18 protein-coding genes are annotated in these 25766 nt (G+C 33.7%); 10 read left to right on the top strand and 8 right to left on the bottom strand.

Translation table 11 applies throughout. From position 1 onward, the window contains the following. The first annotated feature begins 270 nt into the window (after nucleotides 1-270). From KO527_RS21775 to KO527_RS21755, 5 genes are all read left to right on the top strand, one after another. A complete protein-coding gene (locus tag KO527_RS21775; protein ID WP_216042347.1) occupies nucleotides 271-462 on the top strand; it encodes a hypothetical protein in 192 nt (63 codons plus the stop codon). After that, entirely contained in the window at nucleotides 462-2315 is a 1854-nt protein-coding gene (locus KO527_RS21770; RefSeq protein WP_216042346.1) for a CIA30 family protein, read from the top strand. Before KO527_RS21775 ends, KO527_RS21770 begins: the two co-directional genes overlap by 1 nt. A 69-nt stretch (nucleotides 2316-2384) precedes the next feature. Continuing rightward, nucleotides 2385-3368, top strand: coding sequence for a histidine kinase (locus tag KO527_RS21765; RefSeq protein ID WP_216042345.1), 984 nt, complete (start codon nucleotides 2385-2387; stop codon nucleotides 3366-3368). Continuing rightward, a complete protein-coding gene (locus KO527_RS21760) occupies nucleotides 3365-4123 on the top strand; it encodes a LytTR family DNA-binding domain-containing protein (protein WP_216042344.1) in 759 nt (252 codons plus the stop codon). The genes KO527_RS21765 and KO527_RS21760 overlap by 4 nt, the downstream gene beginning before the upstream one ends. A gap of 1 nt (nucleotide 4124) precedes the next feature. Then, nucleotides 4125-4520: a VOC family protein gene (locus KO527_RS21755; protein ID WP_252733970.1), complete on the top strand. Its 396-nt coding sequence runs from the start codon at nucleotides 4125-4127 to the stop codon at nucleotides 4518-4520. A 537-nt stretch (nucleotides 4521-5057) separates the two neighbouring features. Here the strand turns inward: KO527_RS21755 and KO527_RS21750 are convergent. From KO527_RS21750 to KO527_RS21735, 4 genes are all read right to left on the bottom strand, one after another. Beyond that, nucleotides 5058-5624 (bottom strand): prepilin-type N-terminal cleavage/methylation domain-containing protein, encoded by a 567-nt coding sequence (locus KO527_RS21750; RefSeq protein WP_216042343.1) that lies wholly within the window; start codon nucleotides 5622-5624, stop codon nucleotides 5058-5060. Between the two features lie 253 nt (nucleotides 5625-5877). Then, nucleotides 5878-9084, bottom strand: a complete 3207-nt coding sequence (locus tag KO527_RS21745; protein ID WP_216042342.1) for a DEAD/DEAH box helicase — start codon at nucleotides 9082-9084, stop codon at nucleotides 5878-5880. 397 nt (nucleotides 9085-9481) lie between these two features. After that, the gene (locus tag KO527_RS21740; RefSeq protein ID WP_216042341.1) at nucleotides 9482-10450 is read right to left on the bottom strand and encodes a transcriptional regulator; all 969 of its coding nucleotides are present in this window, start codon (nucleotides 10448-10450) and stop codon (nucleotides 9482-9484) included. A gap of 13 nt (nucleotides 10451-10463) precedes the next feature. Continuing rightward, complete coding sequence (locus KO527_RS21735; RefSeq protein ID WP_216042340.1) at nucleotides 10464-11699, bottom strand: AAA family ATPase; 1236 nt, start codon at nucleotides 11697-11699, stop codon at nucleotides 10464-10466. Nucleotides 11700-12496: 797 nt separating this feature from the next. Between KO527_RS21735 and KO527_RS21730 the strand changes: the two genes are divergently transcribed. Further along, nucleotides 12497-13711 carry a replication protein A gene (locus tag KO527_RS21730; protein WP_216042339.1) on the top strand — a complete coding sequence of 405 codons (1215 nt, stop codon included), beginning with the start codon at nucleotides 12497-12499 and terminating at the stop codon, nucleotides 13709-13711. 39 nt (nucleotides 13712-13750) lie between these two features. Here the strand turns inward: KO527_RS21730 and KO527_RS21725 are convergent, their stop codons facing one another. After that, nucleotides 13751-14623: a DNA replication terminus site-binding protein gene (locus KO527_RS21725; protein WP_216042338.1), complete on the bottom strand. Its 873-nt coding sequence runs from the start codon at nucleotides 14621-14623 to the stop codon at nucleotides 13751-13753. Nucleotides 14624-14942: 319 nt separating this feature from the next. On the opposite strand from KO527_RS21725, the gene KO527_RS21720 reads away from it, so the two are divergent. From KO527_RS21720 to KO527_RS21710, 3 genes are all read left to right on the top strand, one after another. Further along, nucleotides 14943-15932: an iron ABC transporter permease gene (locus KO527_RS21720; protein WP_216042337.1), complete on the top strand. Its 990-nt coding sequence runs from the start codon at nucleotides 14943-14945 to the stop codon at nucleotides 15930-15932. Beyond that, nucleotides 15932-16693, top strand: a complete 762-nt coding sequence (locus KO527_RS21715) for an ATP-binding cassette domain-containing protein (protein WP_216042336.1) — start codon at nucleotides 15932-15934, stop codon at nucleotides 16691-16693. Before KO527_RS21720 ends, KO527_RS21715 begins: the two co-directional genes overlap by 1 nt. Nucleotides 16694-16795: 102 nt before the next feature. Next, the gene (locus KO527_RS21710; RefSeq protein WP_216042335.1) at nucleotides 16796-18151 is read left to right on the top strand and encodes a class II 3-deoxy-7-phosphoheptulonate synthase; all 1356 of its coding nucleotides are present in this window, start codon (nucleotides 16796-16798) and stop codon (nucleotides 18149-18151) included. A gap of 129 nt (nucleotides 18152-18280) precedes the next feature. On the opposite strand, the gene rlmF is transcribed toward KO527_RS21710, so the two are convergent. Continuing rightward, on the bottom strand, nucleotides 18281-19225 hold the full coding sequence (rlmF, locus tag KO527_RS21705) for a 23S rRNA (adenine(1618)-N(6))-methyltransferase RlmF (protein WP_216042334.1): 945 nt from the start codon (nucleotides 19223-19225) through the stop codon (nucleotides 18281-18283). A 150-nt stretch (nucleotides 19226-19375) separates the two neighbouring features. Here rlmF and KO527_RS21700 point away from each other — a divergent pair, with 150 nt between their 5' ends. Then, entirely contained in the window at nucleotides 19376-20281 is a 906-nt protein-coding gene (locus KO527_RS21700; RefSeq protein ID WP_216042333.1) for an alpha/beta fold hydrolase, read from the top strand. Nucleotides 20282-20353: 72 nt separating this feature from the next. On the opposite strand, the gene KO527_RS21695 is transcribed toward KO527_RS21700, so the two are convergent. Together KO527_RS21695 and KO527_RS21690 are read right to left on the bottom strand one after the other, a co-directional pair. Next, nucleotides 20354-22888 carry a TonB-dependent receptor gene (locus KO527_RS21695; RefSeq protein ID WP_216042332.1) on the bottom strand — a complete coding sequence of 845 codons (2535 nt, stop codon included), beginning with the start codon at nucleotides 22886-22888 and terminating at the stop codon, nucleotides 20354-20356. A 425-nt stretch (nucleotides 22889-23313) separates the two neighbouring features. Next, nucleotides 23314-25766 (bottom strand): TonB-dependent receptor (locus KO527_RS21690; RefSeq protein ID WP_216042331.1); only part of this gene is annotated, 2453 nt, incomplete at its 5' end.

Genomic DNA, 25766 nt, shown 5'->3' with positions numbered 1-25766 from the left:
AAAAATACAAAAACACGAGTCTATATTCATTTAAAAAATACCAAAGATATTACCTATGAATCATTTTTATACTAAAACAAGACTTTAAATCCGATATTAGAAACAACTTAGTAAAATTTTGATCTGAGTAATCTTAAATAAACTTTCTGTCGATTCAAAAGGAAATAATGTCAGTTCAAAGTAATCATACCGACAACCCTAAGCATAAAGGCTACATTTGGCTCAACAAAAACAATGACATAACACGCTTAAAGCAAAGGGAAATTCATAATGGAACAAAAAATAGCACAACTAGCAGGCATTATCGTTTTTGTATTATCAGTACTTAACTACGTACTAGGTATAAATCTGATCTCAATGAATACAGTGTTTTCATCACTTATCTTTTTAAACCTCATTTTATTAGTGATGCACATAAGTAAGCATGGTTTTTCTAAATTTAATAACAAGGAAGTGGAATAATGAAAATTAATCTAACTGCAATTTCAGCTTTATTGATGAGTTTAAATGTTAATGCCATAGATTTAAGAATAGATAACGTAAAATTATATCAAAATGAAAGTCAGACATTTTCTGCGCTAAGTCGTTTATATATAGAAGATGGCAAGATCATTGAAACAACAAGCATGGATCAAATAGCGAAATCAGCAGATGAAGTGATCAATGCGAATAGCCAATATATTGTCCCCGGTTTGATAGATTTACATGTTCATTTAGGTGCTTCTGGCAGCAATTATGGCGCTGAGTTTCAATATCTACCTGTTGCGTCACATTTTAACTCTAACTTATATTTAGGTGTGACAAACATTGTTGATTTGTTCTCTTTTGACAATACTTTAAGTGAAGCAAAATCATTAACCGAACAACAAATTGCACCAAATTTATTTTATGCTGGCGCTTTATTTACCAATCCAGGAGGTCACGGAACGCAATTTGGCGGCGCAGCACTTGAAGTCACAAGTGATGATGCGATAGCTGCATTATGGCAACAACATATGGCAAAAAAGCCAAATGTCACAAAAGCGGTTATTGAAACATTTAGTGGCCACGGTAAATCCCTCACCGATAATCAATTAGCAGAAATAGGAAGACGTTCAAAAACAGCTGGTTTACCTTATTTTGTGCATGTTTCAACATTACAAGATGGAAAAAGAGCGATCAGATCAGGTGCAACAGCTTTAGCACACGGAATTAATTCCGAACTTATTGATGAAGAATTTATAAAACTAATGATCGATAATAAAGTGGCTTATATTCCTACATTAGCTGTTTATCATAATCACAATGAAGAACATGAAAATCAACAGATCAGTAACCAAACCCATTTGTTAAAAACGGTACATAAAAAACTACAGCATTGTTTATTTGAAAATGTGCCAGAGCCTTCCGTTTGGAAAAAGCAGGTATGGAAAAAACATAATATTGCATATAAAAATGTAATCACCTTATATAAAGCAGGCGTAGTGATAGGAACAGGCTCTGATGCTGGTAACCCTTATACACTTCATGGATCTGGCTTACACAATGAAATACAAGCTTTAAATAAAGCAGGGCTAAAACCTGGGCATATAATTAACGCAGCAACATCTGATGCGGCAAAAGTCATTAATCAAGCAAACGTAATAGGGCAATTAAAACCAGGTTTTGAGGCAAGCTTTATTCTTTTAAATGATAACCCCTTAAAAAACATTTCAAATTTATCAAGAATAAACTCAGTTTATAAATCAGGTAAATTAGTTAATCGAGATGAGTTAATTGCAAAAAATGCCAAAATTTTACCTCAAGGTGAAAAATGTCATGCACAAACAGAAATTGCGAATAAAGCAACGCAAGTAATCGATAACTTTAAAGGTGAATTAAAATGGCAGCCAATAAGCGATAAAATGATGGGAGGGCAATCAAGCTCTCAAGTGAATAACACAGAAAATGAGCTTATTGTAAAAACCGTTTTAGGAAAACCAACTGGGTTTGGTGCTTGGGCGGGCACACAATTAATGTTTAATAAACCTGCTGATGCCTCAAATTATCAAGGTATAAAAGTCACATTTAAAGGTTCTAACATTCCTTTTGGGATCTCCGTATATCATAGTGAAGTGAAAGATTGGGATCATTTTTATACTAACATACAACCCAGTTCACAATGGCAAACTGTAAAAATACCATTTAACACCCTAAAACAGTTTGGTTATGGTGCTAAAAAGCAATGGTCAGCAAAAAGTTTATCAGGTTTAAGTTTTGTTTGGAGAACAGCACCCAATACTGAAATATCAGATAAAAGAAATAAAATTCTAGTTAAAGAAATATCTTACTTTTAAATTTGATATGCTAACAAGATAGGTACATGCCTATCTTGTTTAAAAATACAATAACTCAAAGAGAAAACAATGCTACGCCACCCCTTTTTTAAATATAGCTTTTTCATTTTATTATTTATCGATTTAATTTTTACGACAGGATTAATATTAGCAGGGATAAATGATATTTCACTGGGCACATTAAAAGCGACAACAATCTGGTTTGTGTGTTTTTATTGGTTACCTGTTTGGTTAAGTGCAGCCATCATATTAAAGCTAAGAAATATAAAAATTCACTACACAATTTTAGAGTTAAGTATTTCAGTTGTCATTTTAACGCTCGGTATGATGATGACAGATAAAATACTGCAATTTACATTTAGCGAATATAAATCAATGGGCGCATTTGTTATTTTTGGCGGATTCACTTGGGCCGTACCTATTTATTTTGTATCTAGGTTCATAGAACATAAAAAGGGCATTGCAATAGAAAAATCAGCAAAAAAACAAGCCCAACTAGAAACTCTGAGATATCAACTTAACCCACATTTTATGTTTAATAGCCTAAATACAATATCTGCTTATATACATACAAAACCGGATCTCGCAGATGAGGTACTACATGAGCTCGCGGATATTTTACGCTACTCGCTCGATACAGCCCAATCTAAAAGCATTTCCCTACAACAAGAAATCGATATTATTAATAAGTATTTTAATATTGAAAAAGCACGATTTGGCGATAGGTTAATTGTTAATTATGACATTTTAGACTCCCTTTTAACGCACCACATACCGCCTTTATTATTACAACCCATAGTAGAAAATGCGATTAAACATAATGCAAAACAAACTGAATTAATTATCAATATAAAAGTTGAAAAACAAAATGACCTTCTAAAAGTTATTATTAGCGATAATGGTTCAGGTTTTAATGAAACAGTATTATCTCAAGGATATGGACAAGGTGTAGGGATGAAAAACTTACAACAAAGAGTTGCGCAGCTTAATCAAGGAAAAATAACTTTAAATAATAAAAATGGCGCAGAAGTTCTATTGGAGATGACAGTATGAATAAAGAGCAACCCATAATGCGTATTGTATTTGCTGATGATGAGCTACCTGCAAGAGAAAAGATAAGCCATCAATTAAGTTTAATTCCAAATATTGAAGTTGTTGGATTTGCAACAACAGGTAAAGAAGCCATAACCCTTATTAATGATGAACAACCAGACTTAGTACTACTGGATATTCAAATGCCTGAAATTAATGGTATGGACTTATTAAGCTTATTAACACACAAGCCCATGGTGATATTTACGACCGCTTATGATCAATACGCAATCGCCGCATTTGAACAGGCCTCAACAGATTATTTATTAAAACCATTTCCTTTAGCAAGGCTAAAAAGCGCAATAGATAAAGCTTATACAGCCTTTTTACAAAAAGAAGCGCTACAAGTTCACTCTGAACAAGTTAATCGCCCACAACAGCCTATGAAAAGGTTAATAAGCAAAAGTGGTGAACGCATGATTATTTTATCTCCCGATGACATTTTTTATATCAAATCAGAACAAGGAAATAGCTTTGCAGTAAATGATGATAAACAGCATTATTTAAATGAAACCTTAGATCAATTAGAACTCAATTTATCTGAATCACAATATGTTCGCATTCACAGAAGTTATTTAGTTAATATAGATAAAATTAAAGAGATCCAACGTTGGTTTAACGGTAAGTTAATGGTGATTATGGCTGATGATAAAAAATCAGAACTGAGCACTAGCCGAGCTGGAGCAGATAAACTAAAACAAGTGCTTGGAATTTAAATTGAATAAATCATATATTAAAGGTGTGCATCATGTTGCCATCATATGCTCTGATTATAAAAAAACAAAAACTTTCTATACCAAGATTTTAGGACTGGAGATAATCTCCGAAAATTACAGGCAAGAAAGAGACTCTTATAAGTTAGACCTACAACTGCTAGACGGTACTCAATTAGAAATATTCTCATTTCCTGATAGACCTAAACGACCAAGTTATCCTGAAGCACAAGGATTAAGACATCTCGCTTTTTTAGTTGATTCAGTTGAAGAGGTTTCGAGATATTTAAAATCAAATATGATTGAAGTAGAAGACATAAGAGTAGATGAGCACACAGGTAAAAAATTTACCTTTTTTAATGATCCTGATAATTTGCCATTAGAATTATATGAAGCATAAACTGTAATTACAGCTTAAAACTCAATCCTGCCTACATTTATTCCCAACTTTAAACCTAAATAATCCAAACATAAAAAAAGCTCCAAAGGGGCACTAAGGAGCTTAAAACGTAGGGATGTTTCATGATAACTAAATTGCTGAATGCTATATAGAATAACGAGCTTTCGTATATCACAGGTATTAATATACAGATATTAACTAAATATATTAATGTGAAAAGGTTGTTTTTAAATATATATACCATTGAATTTAAACGCTTTACATTGTAAAAATATTCGCAATGAAACACATGCACCCATAAAAAGTACAAGCAGTTCAAAAAACAAACATACAATTAAAATTATAGGATAAGCTTAAAAGAGGGCATAAAAAAACCAGTCTAAATAGACTGGTTAATATTACAAAATTCTGTAATCAATGGGGAATAACATTCAACTTTCAGGGATAGGCGTTAGTTAATAATACAAATATCATTATCAGCGCCTAATTAAGTAGACTAAGCTTTTTAGATTTAGTTCAAAATAATTTGAAATTAATTTAGCAACCAACAATGACTGTATCTATTTCTTTGAAAGTGATTTTACTACCATCTTGTGAAAATGAGTAATAAGCGTAGCAATCATCAGCTAATGATCGCCCTTTAGGAAAGAAAAACATTCCCCAACCAGCTAAACCTGACTTTATAGTACTTGAAGGAGTTTGATCTATAACACATATACTTGCTTGAGTGCACACTACAGTATCTGCTGTATTACCGCCATTATAATCATAATAGCCATTACCGCTATAATAAATATCACTATTAAGTAACTCTCCTAAAGCATTATTCCAAATCTCTTGTGGTACGCCAAAGTAAGTATTGATATTTTTATTATTTATAGACACTGATACGTTAGAAAGCTTTTCTTTATTTTGTAATACCGCTTTTGCGTAAACCATATCAGTTAAAGTTTTAAAACTGCCTGAAAAATTGTCCAGTATCGAAATTTGCGCATCTTTTTGAATATTCAGAAATTTTGGCAAAGCGATAACAGACATAATCGTTATCACTAAAATAACAATTATTAATTCAATAAGAGAGAAACCAAAACTAACTTTACGCACATTAAAACCGAATAAATACTCCAATTATTAATGATTCTCACATATTTGAAATTTAATGTCACGATTGGGGACAAATAAGCATAAAAAAACCAGTCTAAATAGACTGGTTAATATTACAAAATTCTGTAATCAATGGGGAATAACATTCAACTTTCAGGGATAGACGTTAATAATATAATTGTCATTATCAGCGCCTATTTAAGTAGACTAAGCTTTTTAGATTTAGTTCAAAATAAATTGAAATAAAATGAATTTAATTATTTTCAGATAATAAATTCAACATTTGGTCTTCAGTTTGAGTATTAAATTTCCCGCCTTTGGCATCAAAGAAACTATCAGCTAATTCCGCTTTATCTTGCTGCATTTGGAAAACTCGCTCTTCTATCGAATTTTGACAAATTAACTTATAAACAAACACAGGTTTTAACTGACCAATTCTATGTGCTCTATCGGTAGCTTGTCTTTCAACAGCTGGATTCCACCATGGGTCGTAATGAATCACCGTATCCGCTTTAGTTAAATTAAGCCCTGTACCACCTGCTTTTAAACTAATTAAGAAAATAGGGTTATCACCATTTTGAAAGCTGTTTACAGCTTCGTCTCTATCTTTAGTCTTTCCTGTTAGAATACTGTATTTAACATTCAACTCAACCAGCTCTTGCTCAATAATTGATAGCATACTTGTAAACTGACTGAATATAATAATCTTACGTCCTTTCGCTAACATTAAAGGTATGTTTTCACATAACCAAGTTAATTTAGCACTGTCAGATGTATTACTTATATTAGGCAGTAAATCTTGCTGCTCTAGGTCTTCTGCGCCATTAACTAATCTAGGATCACAACATGCTTGGCGTAACCTAAGTAGCGCTTCAAGGAATGCAAAACGGCTTTTATCAGCGCCTTGCTCTTTAAATAGCTCTTTGATTTTTTGTTCCATATTGGCTCGAATGCCTTGGTATACCATTTGTTGTTTTGGTGCTAACTCAATCATACGAACAAGTTCAGTTTTAGCAGGTAATTCAGTTAATACTTGCTCTTTTGTTCGACGTAAAACAAATGGCAGCACTAAGTTTTTTAATTGTTCAGCTCTTTGCTCATTATGCTCTTTTTCAATAGGTACTTGATAATAGGTTTTAAACTGGGCCATGGAACCTATAAGCCCAGGCATAGCAAAATCGAGTAATGATTTAAGTTCTTTTAAGTTATTTTCAACAGGAGTACCGGTTAAACACAAATTAAAATCACTGCTTAACGCTTTTACAGCGCGCGAGATTTTAGCTTGGTTATTTTTTATCGTTTGCGCTTCATCTAATATCACATGGCTAAAATGTAATTCTTCATAAACCGTATTATCACGAGTGATCAATGGGTAGGTCGTAATTACACAATCTGCACTGCTAATTTGATTGAATATATTTTTACGGCTAGCGCCATGACTTACCAATACGTTTAAATCAGGAGCAAATCGATTAATTTCTTTCACCCAGTTTGAAACTAAACTAGTAGGGCAAATAATTAAAGCTGGCGATTTTAATCCTGTTGTTTCTTTTTGAGATAACAAAAAAGCAATTGTTTGCAGCGTTTTACCTAGTCCCATGTCATCGGCTAAGATCCCACCGAGTTGATGTTTTCTTAAAAACTGTAACCAATTTACCGCTTGTTTTTGATAGTCTCTTAAGGTGGCATTTAAACCTTTAGGTATCACAAGAGAATCATGAAAATCAGGATTAGAAACTTGTGTAATAAGCTCTAATAAAGCCTTATCAGCACAATCTATCTGACTATCGTCAAAATCAGAAAAAGAAGAGGCGTATGATAGCGGTAAACTTAATCGTTTAGGCACAGTTTTATTAGCATAAAATTGTGCTAATAAATCAAAAATACAATTTAAGTCAGGTTTATGAACCGCTAACCAAGTATCTTGATATTTATAATAGTTAAATAAATGAGATTTGTTATTACACAGGGCTGCAGAAGTCAGTAAATCACTTAAATATACCGTTTTATCTGAAATATCAAAATAAGGGGCAACAGAAAGTTTATTAATTCGGCTTCGTGTCATAGCTAAAATAAGCGGCGTTAAAATAATATCAGGATCTGTGTACGCTTTCGTATTTATCACCCAAGATTCATCTGATAGCTGCTTACATACTTCATTTACAAACCAGTGATGCTGTGGAGAAGATTCATCTGAAGCATTAAAAGTAAGATAACATGCTTTTTCAACAGGCCCTTTACTTAAAATTAACCCACAATTTTGTAAACGGTTTAAACAAGTATCTTCAAATGCCGTTTTTATTTGTGCATCTTGCTGCTCATCTAGGTTTAATTCATGTATTTTTTTGCCATATGAAAACTGAAGATGAAACAAACTAAGATCTTCATGTTTAACAAGAGACAAACGCGGTACAACATCTTCATTGGTTAAAGCTTTAGATTCAGACTTTTGAATTAAAGCAGAACCAAAAATACGTTTAAATTGCTGATTAACGTGATCAAACATTTCATCCGCGACAGGCGGAATTGTAAATAAATGAGATACTTCAGCGGCTGTTAAAGATGTTTCAAGTTCACCGATTTCAAAGTTGTTTACATCTATATAATAAGGAGGTGTCGTATTAAACACTTGCCATTTATCACACTGAGGTAGACTGAGGTTTAGCTCATGAATCGTATCAGTTTCTCGCCAAGATATATCGAGCGGTCTTTGTGCCGATAACCTTATTGCTTGTCTAGAGTCTTGCCAAAAACACCGTCCGGTAGCAACCATTTGCACTAAAGCCATTACGCCCCAACGGTTTTCTAATACAAGTTGACCAAAAGAATTTTGAGAGCGGATCCAACTTAATAACCTAAAATCACTTTCGTTTATATGCTCAGGAGTCACTAAACTGTTTAATTGCTGCTTTGTAAGTGGTCTACCTTGTGAATATCGACCATTGGAAATTGGCGACGATTGTTTTGGTACAAGCACTAAACCATTATCATGCTTTTCAATTACAAATAATATAACGTCTTTTTTGGTAGTCTGACGCTGTTTTTTTAACTGTTCGAGCTGATTAAACCAATCATGTAATAAATAGTGCTTTCCAAAGAGACCCGAATGTTGGGTTTTTAACTTTAATAGCGCAGCACCTATATGATGGCATTTTTTACCAATCTTACATGAACATAATCCTGAAATAGATAAATCAGCGTGAGATTTTTTGATTTGAATATGTTGATGAAAAATATCACCCGATTCACTGTAAACTTCAGCACTGACCTGAGTAAACTTATCATCACTTTCAACCCAATTAACAAGATCTTTTGTTAAACATTGTTTAGCCTTTTCAAATACAGCTGGTTTAAAGTATCTTTTTAAGAACCCCTCTGTAATTGGAAACGCAACTTCTTGCTCTTTTTTTATTTCATCAAACAAAGCAATTAGATCTGTTTTAGTTAAGCCTTTGGACATCTGCAACCAGTAAAAAATCAAAGATTGCTCCAGTATAGAGCTTATAAGATCTAAGCTAAAGCATTAAATTTATCAAAATCAAAAAAATAAATTCAGATCAAAATTTTACTAAGTATAAAAATAAAATAAACAATAATGTAAAGGGGGATTACAACACAAGTTAATAACACACTAAAAACAAGTTTTAAACAAGTTACCCACAAGAATTAAACAACAAAAAAAATAACAGAACAAATTTTTACTAACACAGGTTGTAAAGGTACTTTCAAGCAATTAAATAGGAAATAAAGGGGGAAAATAGCAATTAAAACTTAGTAAAAAAATGATCTAGATCTCATTAATAAAGAAATAGATCATATTTATACTAAGGTTGAAAACACTTTAGATCAGTATTTTACTAATTAAAATGTGTTAATAATTTAGATAATTGCTCAAACCTTTTGTCTGTCATAACGTTATTATCTATTTTAATCACGAGATCACCGGTTTTAGCGTTGCGATGAGCATTGATATATTTGTTATTAAAATCTAAAGATTCACGTTTTATTTTAGTTTCAGCTTTAACTTCAGTTAATTGCTTAGTTATAGCTGACGAAGTTTTATCATCAGTATCTAAAATAAAGGCATTAAAATTAGCTTTTAAATAATTAACTCGTGATAAAAAGCCATCTGCATCTAAATCTATTGCCAGCATCAGTTTTTTGGCGATTTCACGGCCAACGTGGTTAGCTGTAGGGTATAAAGCAAGTACATCACTAGGAATTTTTGTAAAAGCTTTTAGAGAGTCTGCTATAGCTGTATGTGAAACCCCTTCAATAGCTGCAATTTCTCTGTATGAACCTTTTTTACCTTGGCTTATAAGATCACTACGCGTTTCGTCATATGCTTTACCAAGCTCCCATAAACTAGGGGCAATATATTGATCTGATGAAACAGCTAAAATTTTAGCGTCTTCATCTGTAAAGTCAGAAGATGTTAAAACGATATAATCTGCATTACTTAATAAACAGGCTTTACGTCGGCGAGAGCCCGATAGTACATGTTCAATACCGTCTTTACTCCAGCTAAGTGCGGGGTGTTGATTTCTGCCATCAGAGCTGATTGCAGGTAGTATATCTGCTACAGAAGCTTTAGATAATAAAGACTGCTCTCGTCTATTTTTTCCGTAAACACGTGTTGAAGATTCTATTTTGTCAGATGTGATGATCTTACAACTAAGACGAATTATACGGCTTGGATCCGAAGGAGCAGGCATGGTGATCTCATCACCAACAGCTGCGTTTTCAAGTAATTGATCTAAACTACTTGCTTCTACAGCTGAAGCAAAAGGGTCTATTCTTGTATCATTTTTACGTTTTTTAGCCATTATTTATACCTTTCTACGCACTTTCCAGTTGGCATTGTGTTGATGCCCAATTTGATCTGATTAACATCTCTAATTCATCTACAACATCTTTAATATTTTCTTGTGATTTAATTAAAGATTCACGACTCGCTAAACTATCAGATGTTTTTTGATCGAAAATAGTATTAAAAGATGAAGAACTGGCTGTAATTGCTGAGCTATGGTTGATTGGATAACTCATCACTTGTCTACCAAAAGCGCTTCTAATATCTTTTACAATGTCTCGCTGAGAATGATTTCCTTTAACATAATTAGTCACAACAAATTGCATAAAGTCCCACCCTTCGTGCCCCAAAGCAGCAACTGTATGATAGATTTCTGCAAGACGTTTTAAGAATTTATTATTAGCGTCAAAATCAACAGCTTCTGGGTGTACAGGAATTAACATGGCTGTTGAGGCCATTAAAGCATTGTAAAACATAAAGTTAAGAGAAGGGGCTGTATCTACTAAAATGATATCAAATTCGTCTTCTACAGGCTGAATCACTTTTTCTAATAACTTGTGATAGTGACGGTTTTCAGAATAAGTATGATTTTCATTTAGTTGTGTTGCAGTTTCATGTTCAAAATAGAAATCATCCATACCTGACGGTAAAACACGAATATTAGGAATATGAGTAGGTAAAAATGCACTAGAAACCACATCTTTTTGGCTTTCATTTTCTTCAAATTCAATACAATCACGCATTAAATCTCCCACAGTAATTGGATCTGGCTCTGTAGGTGGAAAGAAACTAGATGATGAACCTTGTGGATCTAAATCAATAATACCAATTCTGTAACGTTTAATATTTGTCGTAGCTAAAGCAGCTGCAATATTTACAAGACTGGTTGTTTTACCACAGCCACCTTTTAAAGAATTAACGATAATTACTTGAAGTTTATCGTTAGGCTTTCTATTTTGAGCTTCGATGCCTAGAATTTCAGCCATTTGATGAATATTTGATAATGTATAAGCATAGTGACCATTTGCACCACGACGTATATCAAGGTCATTGAAGTCTCCTTGGTCGTGACGTCGTTTTAAAGTACGATTATTACAACCTAATAAATCAGCTGCCGCTTTTTGAGTGTATGTCCTAAGCTCTTTTTCTTCTGTTTTTAGATGAGCTCGGTAGTGTTGAATACGCCCTTCTAATGAGTCTTCTGCAACTGTGGCTGTTGCTTTGAGCAATTTATAGGTATCTAGCGCACTTTTACTTATTGTCATTATAATATCCTTACTGGTGAACAGCTATTATAATGTCGCCTTTAAATGAAGTAAACACTTTTATTGATAGACATTCATTAAAAAGAAAAACATTTATTAGTTAAAATTTAACTAAAGGATAATATATAAGATTAAATTTGGTTAAATATATAGGTATTAAAGGATAAGGACTAAGATATTTAGTTTAACTTATTGTTTTAAGGGGATTTAAATAAAATAAACAGATCAGACTTTAACTTGGTAAAGATCAGTTCTTTTATAACTCGTAGATCAATAAAATACTAACTGTTAATGAAATATCGCGTTTAGTCACAGTTTATCCAATGAGTTATTAACAATAAAAGTATAAAGATCAATATTATACTAATTCTATTTAGCTTGTTATCCACTAAAATAAAAAATAAAGCTTCCTTTTGTAAGTAAAGATCTGATCTTGACTAGGTGGAGATCAGATCTTTACTAATTAGAAATGATTTTATCAACAAGTTCTTTATAAAATTATTCTCAGATCAATTTTTTACTAAGTAAATACGCATTCTATTCACAAATTATGCTATTAAGTATGAAAAAACAGCAATTAGTGTCATATGAACATTATTTGAGTTAGTAAAAAAATGGTTTGTAAGTTTATCTTAGTAAAAATATGATCTGAGAGTGAATTAACGGCGTCAGCTTAGTAAAAAAATGATCTATACAAAATTATTTATATCAGATCAGTTTTATACTAACTTAAAAGATTAACATTTTACTTAATATATGTTGTTATTAACTGTCTAATAAAAATAATGGTAAAAATCATGAAACCAAAGGTAAACATCTCTGTAGAAAATCTACCAGATTCTCTAAGAGGTCAAATTCAGGGAGTTGAAAGCGCAAGAGATAATGAAAGTCTTGCTTTGTTTACTGATAATAAAGATGTACGAGTTTCAGTTGATAATACCATGTACCAGGATTTGCGTTCATATTCTAATACTTTTAACCACTATGATTTGTGGGGCCGATTTGTAAGATCAGGTCATAAAAAGCTGCCTTTAGAAGAAGCGCCAAAAAGAACCATAATTACACGTAAAATATCTGAAAAAGTTGATGGTATTCAATACACTGGTGAAATAAAAATTACACCAGCTGTTGTGAGTACACGTCAAAATGGAGAAGATGTTGAATTTTTAGTGTGGCCATCAGATAGAGAAGAAAAAGTAGAACGCGCATTAATTAGACTGGCTTCGAAAGGTAAGATTGTAAAAATTAACTTTAAATCAGGGATACAATATGCTGTTGTATTTTCTATGAACGAATTGGCCCAAGAGTTGAAATCTGTGGGACAATCAATGCCCTTTCCTCAAATAAAAGAAGCTTTAGAAGCCTTACAAGGTTCAAAGCTCTCTTTTAAATATTCTGCAAATGATACTAAAAATTCGGATGTTGATGATTCATTTTATGAATCAAATATGAACTTTTTGTCTTCGTTACATTTTAGCGGCAAAAAAGGACAAGGCGGTAATATAAAGTGTGTTGCATGTTTGAATGCTTTTGTTCATAACATGATCGATAACTTGGAATATAAAGGATATTACTTTAATCGAGCGCAAGAACAAAAACGAGGTTTATCTCGCTGGATGATGTTAAGGCTTTATCACTTATGGCGATATGCTGCACCAGGGAAAACCCATCATTTTAGATTATTATCAATTATGGAAAAATATGGCTCAATTTATTCAACTGATGATATTAGTGAAAATAAACTTAAAGCATTACGCCGCGATATGACTACAACAATGAAAGACTTAATCACAAACGGTGCCATTTCTGATTATAGTATTTCTAATGTGAAAGATGATAAGACAGGAAAAATTATCGACTATACATATGAGCTACATCCAACTAATGAATTTTGTGAAGAGATCTTGACTTTAAATAAACAAAATAAAAGAATTGAGATTCAAGGTGGAAAAAGAATTGTTGAACCGACACTGACTATTGACGAAGATAAAATCGATCAATTTGTTGAATAAATATTTTTTAAATAGCCAGATATTCTTCTGGCTAAATTTTTATGAGCTTTTTTCTAAGTACAATCTCTCAATCAGGTAATGGTTTTGTTTTTTTCTTGGGTGATTATCTTTTTTTATATAATCTTTTAAGACTCCGAATTTAACTTCGCTATCTGGATTTATAATAATAAAAGGCAAAGCTGCACTTACGTGATATCTATTGTTAGCATCATACCTGATGTTAACTTGAGGACTGACACGTGTTGGTCTTCTTATTCTTAATTTCTCATCATCTTTTAAACTTAATACATTCAATTTTTCTTTTTGAATAATGTCATGCCAGCTTTGGCTAGAAATCTTGTTTGTGCTACCAAATATTTCAGAATTATCTAATAAAGTTAAGGCCTCTGATTTTGATAAAAGTTTTATAGAATGTTTGTTCATCCATGTAAACCTAATCGAGTAGGGGGATTGCGTTTCATAATGAATATTTCTGTAAGCACATAACGTGATTAAATTTGGTACCGCACTATGAACTAATTCAAATCGTGCATCATTGTTACCACTATCAATAATAATATTCTTAAGTTTATGTTTAGCTTCATTAATTTGTTTAATTCTTTGAATAATTAAATCGGGTTCTTCAGATTTTATGGCTATTATTCCTGGATGTCTTTTTAGGACTCGACCACTAAGCTCTGTTCGTTTATAAAAATCTTTAAATGAATCGCAACATTTTTTAAATGCCTGGTCAGAATTTAAAGCTGTTACTGAAATTTCTTCATTGAATTGAGATTCGGTATCTGTAGATACTTCAGGTAATTGATAATAACTACAATATATTAATTCTTGTTGTTTTAGCTCTATTATTAATTGATCAATCAGATTTTCGATATTATCGAACTGACTTCGTATTTCAAACTTAATATTCATCTATATATCAGACGGTTAAAATTTATAATTCATTTTATCACTTTCTAATGTGAAATTCTTTTTTACTTATCACTCGGGGACACGCATTATATTTCTAACTAATAGGTATGATGTGTTCTTGGTCTGGTTTGTAAGATCTTCTTTTAGATTTAGAATGCGAATGTCTGTAAACTGTCTAAAATTTTATTACTGTTAAAATAGGTCGTTCTATTGCAAAACTTAAACAAGAATTCTTATATATCTCGTATCTATGCAAGATATATAAAACATTTCATGGGGTTGTCATCTATAAATAGCAATCAGATAAATGGAACAGTACATGACTGTTAATGTTCAACGTATAACATTCGCTATCTCCTCACTAATACTAGCCTCTATAGTTGCTTTGTATTTTGGTGGTATTGCATCAACAAACATAAGTCCTCTTGGTTTATCTCAAATTGAAAGCGTTATTGTTTATGAATTAAGATTACCTAAGATTTTAACTGCTGTTTTAGTTGGTGCATGTTTAGCACTAAGTGGGCATTTATTCCAAATACTATTATCTAACCCACTAGCTGAGCCAGGGTTATTAGGTGTGTCTAGCTTATCATCTCTATTTATTATCTTGGGAGCAGCGTTGTTTGGACACTTAAACATTAGGTATGATGTGTTCTTTTTAGTTTCATGCTCTGGTTTAGGTGCATTAATTGCCGTTACTATTATTTTTAAGTTAGCAAAAGTGCTTGGCCAATACTCTAGTGCAGCACTTATTTTAAGTGGGATTAGTCTTACAACTCTCATATCGGCACTTACAAGTTGGTTAATCTTTTATTCCGAAAATGAACAACTACGCACATTTAATCTTTGGATGCTAGGCAGTTTTGAACATGTAACCTATGCACAAATCATATTTATCAGTGTGATAGCTATTGTATGTAGTGTAGTAGCCGTATATAAAAGTAGTGATTTAAACTTATTATATTTAGGAGATCAAAACGCAAGTTTATATGGTGTCAAAGTCAATAAGCTTAGAAAATATATGTTGGTTGTAGCAAGTGCTTTGGCTGCATGCGCAGTTGCCCTTGGTGGTGTAATTGCTTTTATTGGTTTATTAGTACCTCACGCAACAAGGATGAAGTTTGGACACGATAATAAACTAGTATTACCTATGTTAATTATCAATGGCGCGACTTGCATGATTATCATCGAATGGATTTCTAGAACAGCCATGTCTTTACAGCTACCCTTAGGCTTGGTAACAGCAACAATTGGCGGACCATTTTTCTTATTAATTCTGTTTAAGCATTTTAAAAACCAAGGTTTGTAATGATTACTGTTTCAAATGTAAATTACTGCGTGAGTAAAAAATTTAAATTATCTAATATTGAATTAACAATCAGCCCCGGAGTACATCATTTATTGGGCCCTAACGGAGCAGGAAAAACCAGTTTCCTAAACTTGTTAAGTGGTCTAATTTCAGCTGACAGTGGTGAAATATTTATAAATGATGTGGAAGCAACCCCATTAAACTTAAAGCATTTAAGTAAAGTTAGAGCTTACTTACTTCAAAAGCAATCAGCGCATTTTTCATTAACTGTTAGAGCCATGCTTACGATTACATTATCGTTAACTGATCAAGATATAGAAAATTTATGTCTAAACAGCCTAATTATAAAAGGATTAGATTTAGAACCGCTATTAGATCGTGTCATTACCGGATTATCAGGTGGGGAATCGCAAAGAGCCCATTTAGCAAGGGTCTTATTGCATTGTGAACTTCAAGATAACCCTGCTGCATGTTTATTATTAGATGAACCCTTTACCGGTTTAGATGTAGCACATAAATTATGGCTTAATCAGTTTCTAGCAAGTTTAGGACAAAAAATAGCTATTATCATAAGTCACCATGAATTGAACTTAGCCTTAAATTTAGCTCAACCTTGTATAATTATAAATAATGGCCGGATACATAGCGTATTAAAAGATAGTCGCGATATTGAAATAACAACTTTACTTGATGTTTTTAAGCTACCAAAGCACTCATTAGTTGAGACAAATGAAGGTATCTTGCAAATAATCGGGATTTAAGCAAATTTCATCTTGAAATTTACTACAAGATAGGTAGATTCAATGTATACATAAAAATATGTATAAAATTTTAATATTGTTATACGGAATGAGGAAATAACAGTGAAATCTTGGAGTCCTAACAGTTGGAGAGAATCCCCAATTGTGCAACAACCGCAATACCCAGACCTTGCAGAATTAGCGAGTATTGAAAGTCAAATAAATAGTGCACCACCTTTAGTTTTTGCAGAAGAAACTAGAAGCCTCTATAAGCAACTAGCTGATGTATGTGAAGGTAAAGCCTTTTTATTACAAGGCGGCGATTGTGCTGAGTCTTTTTCAGAATTTAATGCTGCAGGGATCCGTGATACTTTTAAAACATTATTACAAATGGCTGTTGTTTTAACATACGGCGGTAAATGTCCTGTAGTAAAAATTGCACGTATGGCTGGCCAATATGCCAAACCACGCTCTGCTGATTTAGAAACAATCAACGGTGTCGATTTACCATCTTATCGTGGCGATATTGTTAACGGTATCGATTTTACAGCAGAAGCCCGCGTACCGGATCCTAAACGACTTTTAACTGCATATCATCAAAGTGCTGCCACACTAAACTTATTACGTGCATTTGCACAAGGTGGGTTAGCTGATTTACACCAAGTTAACCGCTGGAACATGAGCTTTGTCGCAGCCAATCCACTTAAAGAAAAATACCAAATTCTTGCTGCGAAGATCCAAGAAGCGTTAGAGTTTATGGAAGTATGTGGTATAAATGCAAGCAATGCGCCTAGTATTAAAGAAACCAGTCTATATACTTCGCATGAAGCGCTTTTATTAGGGTACGAAGAAGCATTGACTCGCAGAGATCACTTAACTGGTGATTGGTATGACTGTTCAGCTCACTTTGTATGGATTGGTGAAAGAACAAGGCAATTAGATCATGCACATATTGAATTCTTCCGTGGTATCAAAAACCCAATTGGTGTAAAAGTAGGTCCGGGAATGGACCCAGACGATTTAATTCGTTTAATTGATGCTGTAAATCCTGATAATATTCCAGGACGTTTAACATTGATCACACGTATGGGCGCTGATGTGCTTGCTGATAAACTTCCAGCACTTGTTCGCCGTGTTGAACAAGAAGGCCGTAAAGTAGTTTGGACTTCTGATCCTATGCATGGAAACACAGAAAAAGCCAGTAACGGATATAAAACACGTAGCTTTAATAATATATTACGTGAAATAAGCCAATTCTTCGCAGTTCATAATGCTGAAGGTTCTTATCCAGGTGGTATTCACTTAGAGATGACAGGTCAACATGTCACTGAATGTACAGGTGGCGCTTATGGTTTATCTGAGCATGACTTAGCACAAAGATATAAAACACAATGTGACCCACGTCTTAATGCAGATCAAGTACTAGAGCTTGGCTTCTTAGTGGCTGATCTTCTTAAAGATGCAAGAAGTAATCGCTAACTAACTTCAATATAGAGTATATGGTTATTTAATCATATACTCTATAATAATTCTGTTATATTAATAACAGAAACAAAAAAGCGCCTGGATGTATTTAAGCGCTTTTTTAAATTTAGACTCGTTATTTTATCAATTTTTCCATCGGGATTTTACCCATTCTTGTCTCTGATCATTATTATAAAATGACCATGCTATGAATCGACTTATTTTTTGTCCTTGCGCCATATCTATGGTTTTAACTTCTGTGATCTTATGTAATTCTAACTCTTTATATATTGCAGTTAGATTTTCTTTCTTTGATACTAAACACGTAAACCATAAACATTGCTCTTGAAATTCAGTGCTTTCTGCAATCATATTTTTAATAAATTGTAACTCACCGCCTGGACACCACAACTCGGCTTTCTGGCCACCAAAATTTAAGTTGTTTTTGTCTTTTACAAATTTATTTGATTTCTTATTTAAGTTTTTCCATTTACGTTCTGAGCCCTTATTAGCTTCTTCAATAGAACTATGGAAAGGTGGGTTGCAAAGTGTAATGTCAAAAATATCTTTAAATTTTATCAGGTTAGTAAATATGTTCGATTGTTTTTTTTGTAATCTAATATCAAATTTTAGATTATTAAATTGTGCTATTTGTTTTGCAATTTTTACTGATATAGGATCAACATCACTGCCGGTAAAATGCCACTGATAGCTACTATTGCCGATAAGTGGGTATATTAAATTCGCGCCAGTTCCGATATCTAACACTTTTATTTGTTTACCCTTAGGAATTAAGTTTTTATTATCTATAGCAAGTAAATCAGCTAAGTAATGCAAATAATCAACCCTACCAGGCACTGGTGGGCATAAATAAGTATCAGGAATATCCCAAAAATCCACCTGATAGTACCCTTTTAATAATGCTTTATTGAGTTGCTTTACTGACTGATTATCACTGAAATCAATCGTTTGTTCATTTCTTGCTGATGTGATCACAAAGGGCTGTAATTCTGGTGACGCATTGATCAAAAAATCAAAATCATATCCATTAATATGTTGGTTTCTAGGATGTAGCTTAGGTTGTTTCATTAATGGCAATTTCACGGCTTAAAGATAATTTATGACATATTATAAACTTTATTAAACACTAGATATAGCAAATGTGGACTTTGTTCATTTCTTTGATTTTATATAATTTCACTGGTACGATGTCTGCCCAAATGTAAAAGTGATGCCCATATGAATTGTGTTAAACAAAAATCTATTTTAGTACCCATAAAAACAAATCAAGTTCTTCACTTAAGACATATATATCAAGAAGGCAGTAAAGGGCCTGCCGTATTACTTTTACATGGTGCAGTGGAGAATGGTAAAATTTTTTATACTGAGAAAAATAAAGGATTTGCGCCATTTTTAGCTAAACATGGCTTTAACTGTTTTGTTGCAGATTTGAGAGGCAGAGGCCAAAGCAAGCCAAATATCAGCGCACAATCCCGATATGGTCAAACTGAGGCCATACTTGAAGATATACCCGCTTTTATCAATTCAATTAAACAAGTCATGGGAAAAGAACCTGAATATTGGGTTGCTCATTCATGGGGTGGGGTGTTAATGAATAGTTTTTTAGTTAGACATCCTGAAATGATTCCTAAAGTTAAAGCCATTGCATACTTTGGTTCAAAAAGGTCTTTATACAATACACACCCACAAAAACTATTTAAAGCTAATTTATTATGGTACTTTTTAGCGCCTAAAATAGTCAAAAGGAAAGGGTTCTTACCTGCTAAAAAGCTAAAGTGGGGCTCTGATGATGAAACTCAAAAATCTTTAATGCACAGCGTTGCCTGGGCTAAAATAGCACCTTGGATAGACCCTCAAGATCAATTTGATTATGGACAAGCAGCCTCAAATTTATCATTACCTCCTATACTACATATTGCTGCTGTCAAAGATAAAGCTTTGGCACAAACAATAGATATTCAAAAGTTTATGAATGAATCAGGGCAGGGAAAACAAAAAATGAATATATATGGTAAAAAATATGGGCATGCGCATAACTATGACCATATAGATATGCTTACCCATGCCGCTGCCCATGATGATCAATTTCAAGATGTTTTATCTTGGTTTAAAATATATAAATAATTTTCGAATTAAATAAAAAGGCCTAATCACTAGATTAGGCCTTTTAGATTTCACTTTATTTTATGTTAATCATTAAAAGTTATATGTTGCTCTTAAGTAGTATGAACCACCATTAAAACCAAATGGAGAGGTTTCATAATATTGTGCACCTAGTAAGTTGCCCGGTAAAATTTCACCACCTGATACAAAATCTGCAACTTCATCAGGATATTCATCAAATAAGTTTTGCGCACCAAGACTCAAAGCAATATCTTCACTTACATGATACGTAACATCTAAATCTACTGTTACGGCTGAGCTTACAGTATTTGCTGTATCATCCCAATCAGCGTGTACACCTTGGAACTCACCAAAGTAGTTAGCACGTGCTAACATAGATACGCTATCCCAAGATTGTGTCCAAGCTAATGTACCTTTATGTTTTGGAATATCATTTTCAATACGAGAAACTTTAAAGTCTGTAGTTACTAAACCTTGATTAGTCACTTCAGTTTCATTGTAGTTATAGGCTAAGTTAAAGCTTGCATCACCACCAAGTAACTGAGTGCGGTATCCTGCTACAAAATCAATACCTGAAGTTTCAGTATCAAAGTCATTAGTAAAGAAACTTACTTTACCTTTACTTGCATCATTTGGATCAACAGCAAATTTATCTGATTGTGAGATACGGTCAGTTACATCAATTTTATATAAATCAACAGTGAAATGGAAGTCAGCTATATTCCAAACTGCACCAACTGCAAAACTTTCAGATTGTTCCGGTGTTAACTCTTTTGCACCTAATGCAACAGCAATTGGGTCATTTGATGGGATTAATGCTGAATCAATAAGTACGCCACCATCTAATGCAGTCTGAACATTACGGTAATTTTCTTGTCCTACAGTTGGTGCTCTAAAGCCTGTACTTAATGAACTTCTTAAAGAGAAATCATCAGTAATACTGTATTGTGCCGCTACTTTATAGTTAGTATCTGTTCCAAAGCTGTCATAGTCTTCATAACGAACAGCATAGGCCATCATAAAGTCTTCAGTGTATTGTGCTTCAACATCAATATATAAAGCACTGTTTGTACGAGATGATTTTCCTGCTGCTTCTGGTTTAAAACCAGGGAAGCCGTTAGAGCCTACACTAAAACCTTGTGTGTATAGGTCACCTTGAGCATAAGACTCAGCTTGGCCAGCGATTACTTCAAAGCTTTCATCACGGTATTCAAAACCACCGGCAACTACTAGAGACTCAATAGAATTAACCTCTAGCTCTTTTACTAAATCAATATTTAAAGCGGTTTCACGTTGAATATGTGAACCCGTATAAAAATCAGTTGGTGTTGCAGGACCTAATGACGCATTTACAGTATCACGTAACCAATAGCCTGATTCATTTTTACCTGTAGATAAACTGATATCGTAATCTATTTCATTAAATTTACCTTTAACACCGGCAACAAATGAGCTATCACTAATTTTACCTGTGAACTGAGGTGTAAAACCACCAGGGAACATTTCGTTAAAACTAAAACAGTTAGGATTAGCTGCCATTGCAAGATAAGCAGGATCGTCTAGTACATTATTATCAGTTACTGGTACTTGAGGGCATTTACCAGACATATCACCAGTTAAATCTCCAACTAAGATATTGCCATCACCATCACCAAATACACCACCACGATTTAATGGGTTACGGAAATAATAACCTCCAGTCACTTCACGATCAGAGTAGTTACCAAAAGCATATGCTTGAGTATCATTATTGATTTCAATACCAGCATTTAAGAAGACTGTTAAATCATCTTTAATTTCTGGTGAACCCCATACTTGTGCTGGAGTGGATACAAATGTATTACCTTCATCAATCATAGCTTGAGCATCAGGACGTTGTACGCTTCGATCAGTTGCATCTGCATTTTTATATTGAAAGCTTAAGTTTGCAAAACCATCATCTGTTAAAGGTAAACCAAGGTTTCCTGAAATCTCAACTGATTGACCATCACCTTCAAAGTATTCACCTGTGCGTGCTGTAATTGAACCACCTTCATCACTATCATTAAGTACAAAGTTGATTACACCTGCGATAGCATCTGAACCATATTGAGCAGCAGCACCATCACGTAAAATTTCAACTTGTTTTAATGCAATGCTTGGGATCACTGAGATATCCGCACCATGTGCGCCATCATTAATACCTGCACCTTGTAATGCAATAACAGATGAACGATGACGACGTTTACCATTTACCAAAATAAGTGTGCTATCTGCAGGTAAGCCACGTAAGTTAGCTGGGCGGATAAATGAGGCTGCGTCACTGATTGGATTTGTTTGAACTGAAAAGGCAGGTACTGTACTTTTTAAAACTTCAAGCATATCTGTATTACCAGATTTACTGATTTCATCTACGCCTATAACATCAACTGGTACTGGAGAATCATCAATTGATCTCGGTGCACCACGTGTACCAACAACCGCTATTTTTTCAATGTTTTTTTCAGCTTTATCTGTTTGTACATCATCAACAGCATAAACAGATTGTGATAATAATAAACCAGCAGTAGCTGTACTTGTAAGCGCTAATTTAACGGCTTTATGTAGCGCATTGTAATTTTTTTTCATTGTATATCCCCAGATATATTTTATTTTTATACATTTAGTGAGAGTAAATTAGGCTTTTAATGCCCTTATTTATCAATACAATTTATTTACATATTTATCAATCATTTATTTAATGTTTATAAAATGTAACTAACCTGCAATATAACAGACAGGTATAAATTCACTTTCCTCTATTTAATTTGAAAAATTATTAATTTATTTCATAGGAATATTTTAACAAACGAAATAAGCCATTGATTTAATTATACTAAAATACATTCAAATAATTAATGAATTTAATAAATTTTATTAATGGAATTTGTTATTTAATATTGTAATTGATAGTTTTTCGTACAAAAAGATTGGAATTTATTAAAATGTGGGTGATTAAAAGAGAGGTAATATAAGCCGATAGTCACTATTCGGCTTATATTGTTTAGTACTAATTAAAAGTTATACGTTAATTTTGCGTAATAAAATCCACCGTTATAATCAAATGGTCCGCTTTCATAATATTGGGCGCCTAGTTGTCCGTAAGACTCTTGAGGGAGTTCATGTGCTTCTTGATCTAAAATGTTGTTACCGCCTACAGATATAGTAAATTGATCGCTCATGTAATAACTAATTTCTGCATCTAGCGTGACAGCTGAATCTGCGGTCTCATTCCAACCACCAGCGCCGGCATCGTCAGCGTGTACGGCAAAATATTCACCAAAATAATTTAATCTAATAAATGAACTTACCATATCCCAATCTTGTGCTATGGTAAAAGTACCTCGATGATCTGGCATACCTTCTTCTAAGCGTCGTACTTTACCTAAATCAACTGTATCAGGATTAAACTTATCTACAGTTGTTTCATTCCAATTATATGCAAGACTAAATTTGGTACTACCACCAAATAAATCCATTGCATAATTGGCTACAAGATCGACACCTTGTGTTGTTGTATCAAAATCATTTGCAAAATATGTCACTGCAGAAATCAGTTCAGGATTTACCACTCCGATTGATTCAAGCTCAGCATAATCAGACTCTAATACATCAATTTGGCTAGATTGTGCAATCCGGTCTGTGACTTCTATATTGTAATAATCTGCAGTAAGAAAAACGTCACCCAAAGTTAGTACAATACCACCAGCATAACTAACAGACTCTTCAGGATCTAGTTCTTTACCGCCGTAGAACGCAGAAAGTGGCGCAGTTGGTGGTGCTAAAAATGTTTGTATTAATTCACCATCAACTAATGAAGTTTGTGTATTTACTACATTAGCTTGTCCGACCGTTGGCGCTCTAAACCCTGTACTGTGAGATGCTCTTAAAGATAAATCATCAGTAACGGCATACTGTAGTGTAATTTTATAGTTAGTAGTTGAACCAAAAGAAGTAAAATCTTCATACCTTACAGCTGCGCCAACTAAAAAATCCTCTGTTAGATAAGCTTCCAAGTCAATATAAGAGGCGAAACTGCGGCGTGTATTGACACCTTGAGATTCTGGTCCAAAGCCTTTGAAGCCATGAGAACCAATATTGAAACCTTGATCAGCAAAAGGCCCCGCTTTCCAAGAGGCTTCTTCACCTGAGATAATTTCAAAACTTTCTTCTCGCCACTCTAATCCTAAAGCGACATTAACAGGTTCGTCTAAACCAAAATCGATTCCTTTTACGACATCTAAATTAAAGCTTTTTTCGAGTTGAATGTATTTACCCGTATCAAATTCAGTGGGTGTTTCTAACCCCATAGAAGGATTCAATGTATTTTTGAGATTAAAATCTGATTCATTACGACCAACAGAGCCACTGACATCATAATACCACTCCTCTAAGAAACCAGATCTAATTTCACCTTTAGTTCCCATTACCAAAGAGGTATCAGTAATATTACCGCCAAATGCAGGTGTATAACCCCCTGGCATTAACTGATTCATTGAAAAACAATTAGGATCAGCGACCATAGCAGCATAAGCGGCTGTATCTAACACATTAGCAACGTTAGCGGGAACAGTTGCACAGCTCGATTGAATGCCATTCAAAGCACCAACCAATATTGTAGCACCATCATCATTTGAAAAAACATTACTACGATTATGTGGATTACGGTAATAGAAACCACCTGTGACGTCTCGTTCAGAATAGTTACCAAACATGTAAAATTCTTTATCATTACCAACATCAAAGCCTACATTACCAAAGAAAGTAACATCATCTTCAATTTCTGGGTTCCCCCATATTTGAGCAGGGCTTATAACAGAAGAGTTTCCAGCATTAAATAGGGCTGCTGCGTCTGGACGTTGCACACTTCGGCTAGTTGCATCCGCTTGTTTAAACTGAAAACTTAAGTTAGCAAAACCATTATCAGTAAAGGGCATACCTATATTACCGTCAACAATCACTTGGTTACCGTCACCCTCAAAGTATTCTCCAGTTTTAACAGATATAGAACCGCCTTCAGATGAATCTTTTAATACAAAATTCATTACACCCGCTATTGCATCTGAGCCATATTGCGCTGCAGCACCATCACGTAAAACTTCAACTTGTTTAAGGGCTATACTAGGAATTACTGAAATATCAGGTCCTTGAGCACCGTCATTGACACCGCCACCTTGGAATGCGATTACAGAGGCTCTATGCCTTCTCTTGCCATTTAAAAGTACTAAGGTACTATCGGATGATAATCCTCTAAGGTTTACTGGTCTAATAAGCGTTGCGGCATCACTGATAGGTTGTGCCCTTACATTAAAGGATGGAACAGCTCCGACTAACATTTCAAGCATATCACTAGAGCCATTTTTACCTAATTCATCACCGCCTATAATATCGATTGGAACAGGTGAATCAGAAATAGATCGAGGTGCAGAGCGAGAACCAACAACAGCAATTTTTTCAATGTTTTTTT

The sequence above is a fragment of the Pseudoalteromonas sp. C2R02 genome, assembly GCF_018860845.1.
In the GTDB taxonomy this organism is placed as follows: domain Bacteria; phylum Pseudomonadota; class Gammaproteobacteria; order Enterobacterales; family Alteromonadaceae; genus Pseudoalteromonas.
This window is presented reverse-complemented; position numbering and strand designations above follow the sequence as displayed.

What these genes read in the sequence shown, in the direction of transcription:
- KO527_RS21775 (WP_216042347.1), top strand. Translation starts at nt 271, where the DNA reads ATGGAACAAAAAATAGCACAACTAGCAGGCATTATCGTTTTTGTATTA.
- KO527_RS21770 (WP_216042346.1), top strand. Translation starts at nt 462, where the DNA reads ATGAAAATTAATCTAACTGCAATTTCAGCTTTATTGATGAGTTTAAAT.
- KO527_RS21765 (WP_216042345.1), top strand. Translation starts at nt 2,385, where the DNA reads ATGCTACGCCACCCCTTTTTTAAATATAGCTTTTTCATTTTATTATTT.
- KO527_RS21760 (WP_216042344.1), top strand. Translation starts at nt 3,365, where the DNA reads ATGAATAAAGAGCAACCCATAATGCGTATTGTATTTGCTGATGATGAG.
- KO527_RS21745 (WP_216042342.1), bottom strand. Translation starts at nt 9,084, where the DNA reads ATGTCCAAAGGCTTAACTAAAACAGATCTAATTGCTTTGTTTGATGAA.
- KO527_RS21740 (WP_216042341.1), bottom strand. Translation starts at nt 10,450, where the DNA reads ATGGCTAAAAAACGTAAAAATGATACAAGAATAGACCCTTTTGCTTCA.
- KO527_RS21735 (WP_216042340.1), bottom strand. Translation starts at nt 11,699, where the DNA reads ATGACAATAAGTAAAAGTGCGCTAGATACCTATAAATTGCTCAAAGCA.
- KO527_RS21730 (WP_216042339.1), top strand. Translation starts at nt 12,497, where the DNA reads ATGAAACCAAAGGTAAACATCTCTGTAGAAAATCTACCAGATTCTCTA.
- KO527_RS21725 (WP_216042338.1), bottom strand. Translation starts at nt 14,623, where the DNA reads ATGAATATTAAGTTTGAAATACGAAGTCAGTTCGATAATATCGAAAAT.
- KO527_RS21720 (WP_216042337.1), top strand. Translation starts at nt 14,943, where the DNA reads ATGACTGTTAATGTTCAACGTATAACATTCGCTATCTCCTCACTAATA.
- KO527_RS21715 (WP_216042336.1), top strand. Translation starts at nt 15,932, where the DNA reads ATGATTACTGTTTCAAATGTAAATTACTGCGTGAGTAAAAAATTTAAA.
- rlmF (WP_216042334.1), bottom strand. Translation starts at nt 19,225, where the DNA reads ATGAAACAACCTAAGCTACATCCTAGAAACCAACATATTAATGGATAT.
- KO527_RS21700 (WP_216042333.1), top strand. Translation starts at nt 19,376, where the DNA reads ATGAATTGTGTTAAACAAAAATCTATTTTAGTACCCATAAAAACAAAT.
- KO527_RS21695 (WP_216042332.1), bottom strand. Translation starts at nt 22,888, where the DNA reads ATGAAAAAAAATTACAATGCGCTACATAAAGCCGTTAAATTAGCGCTT.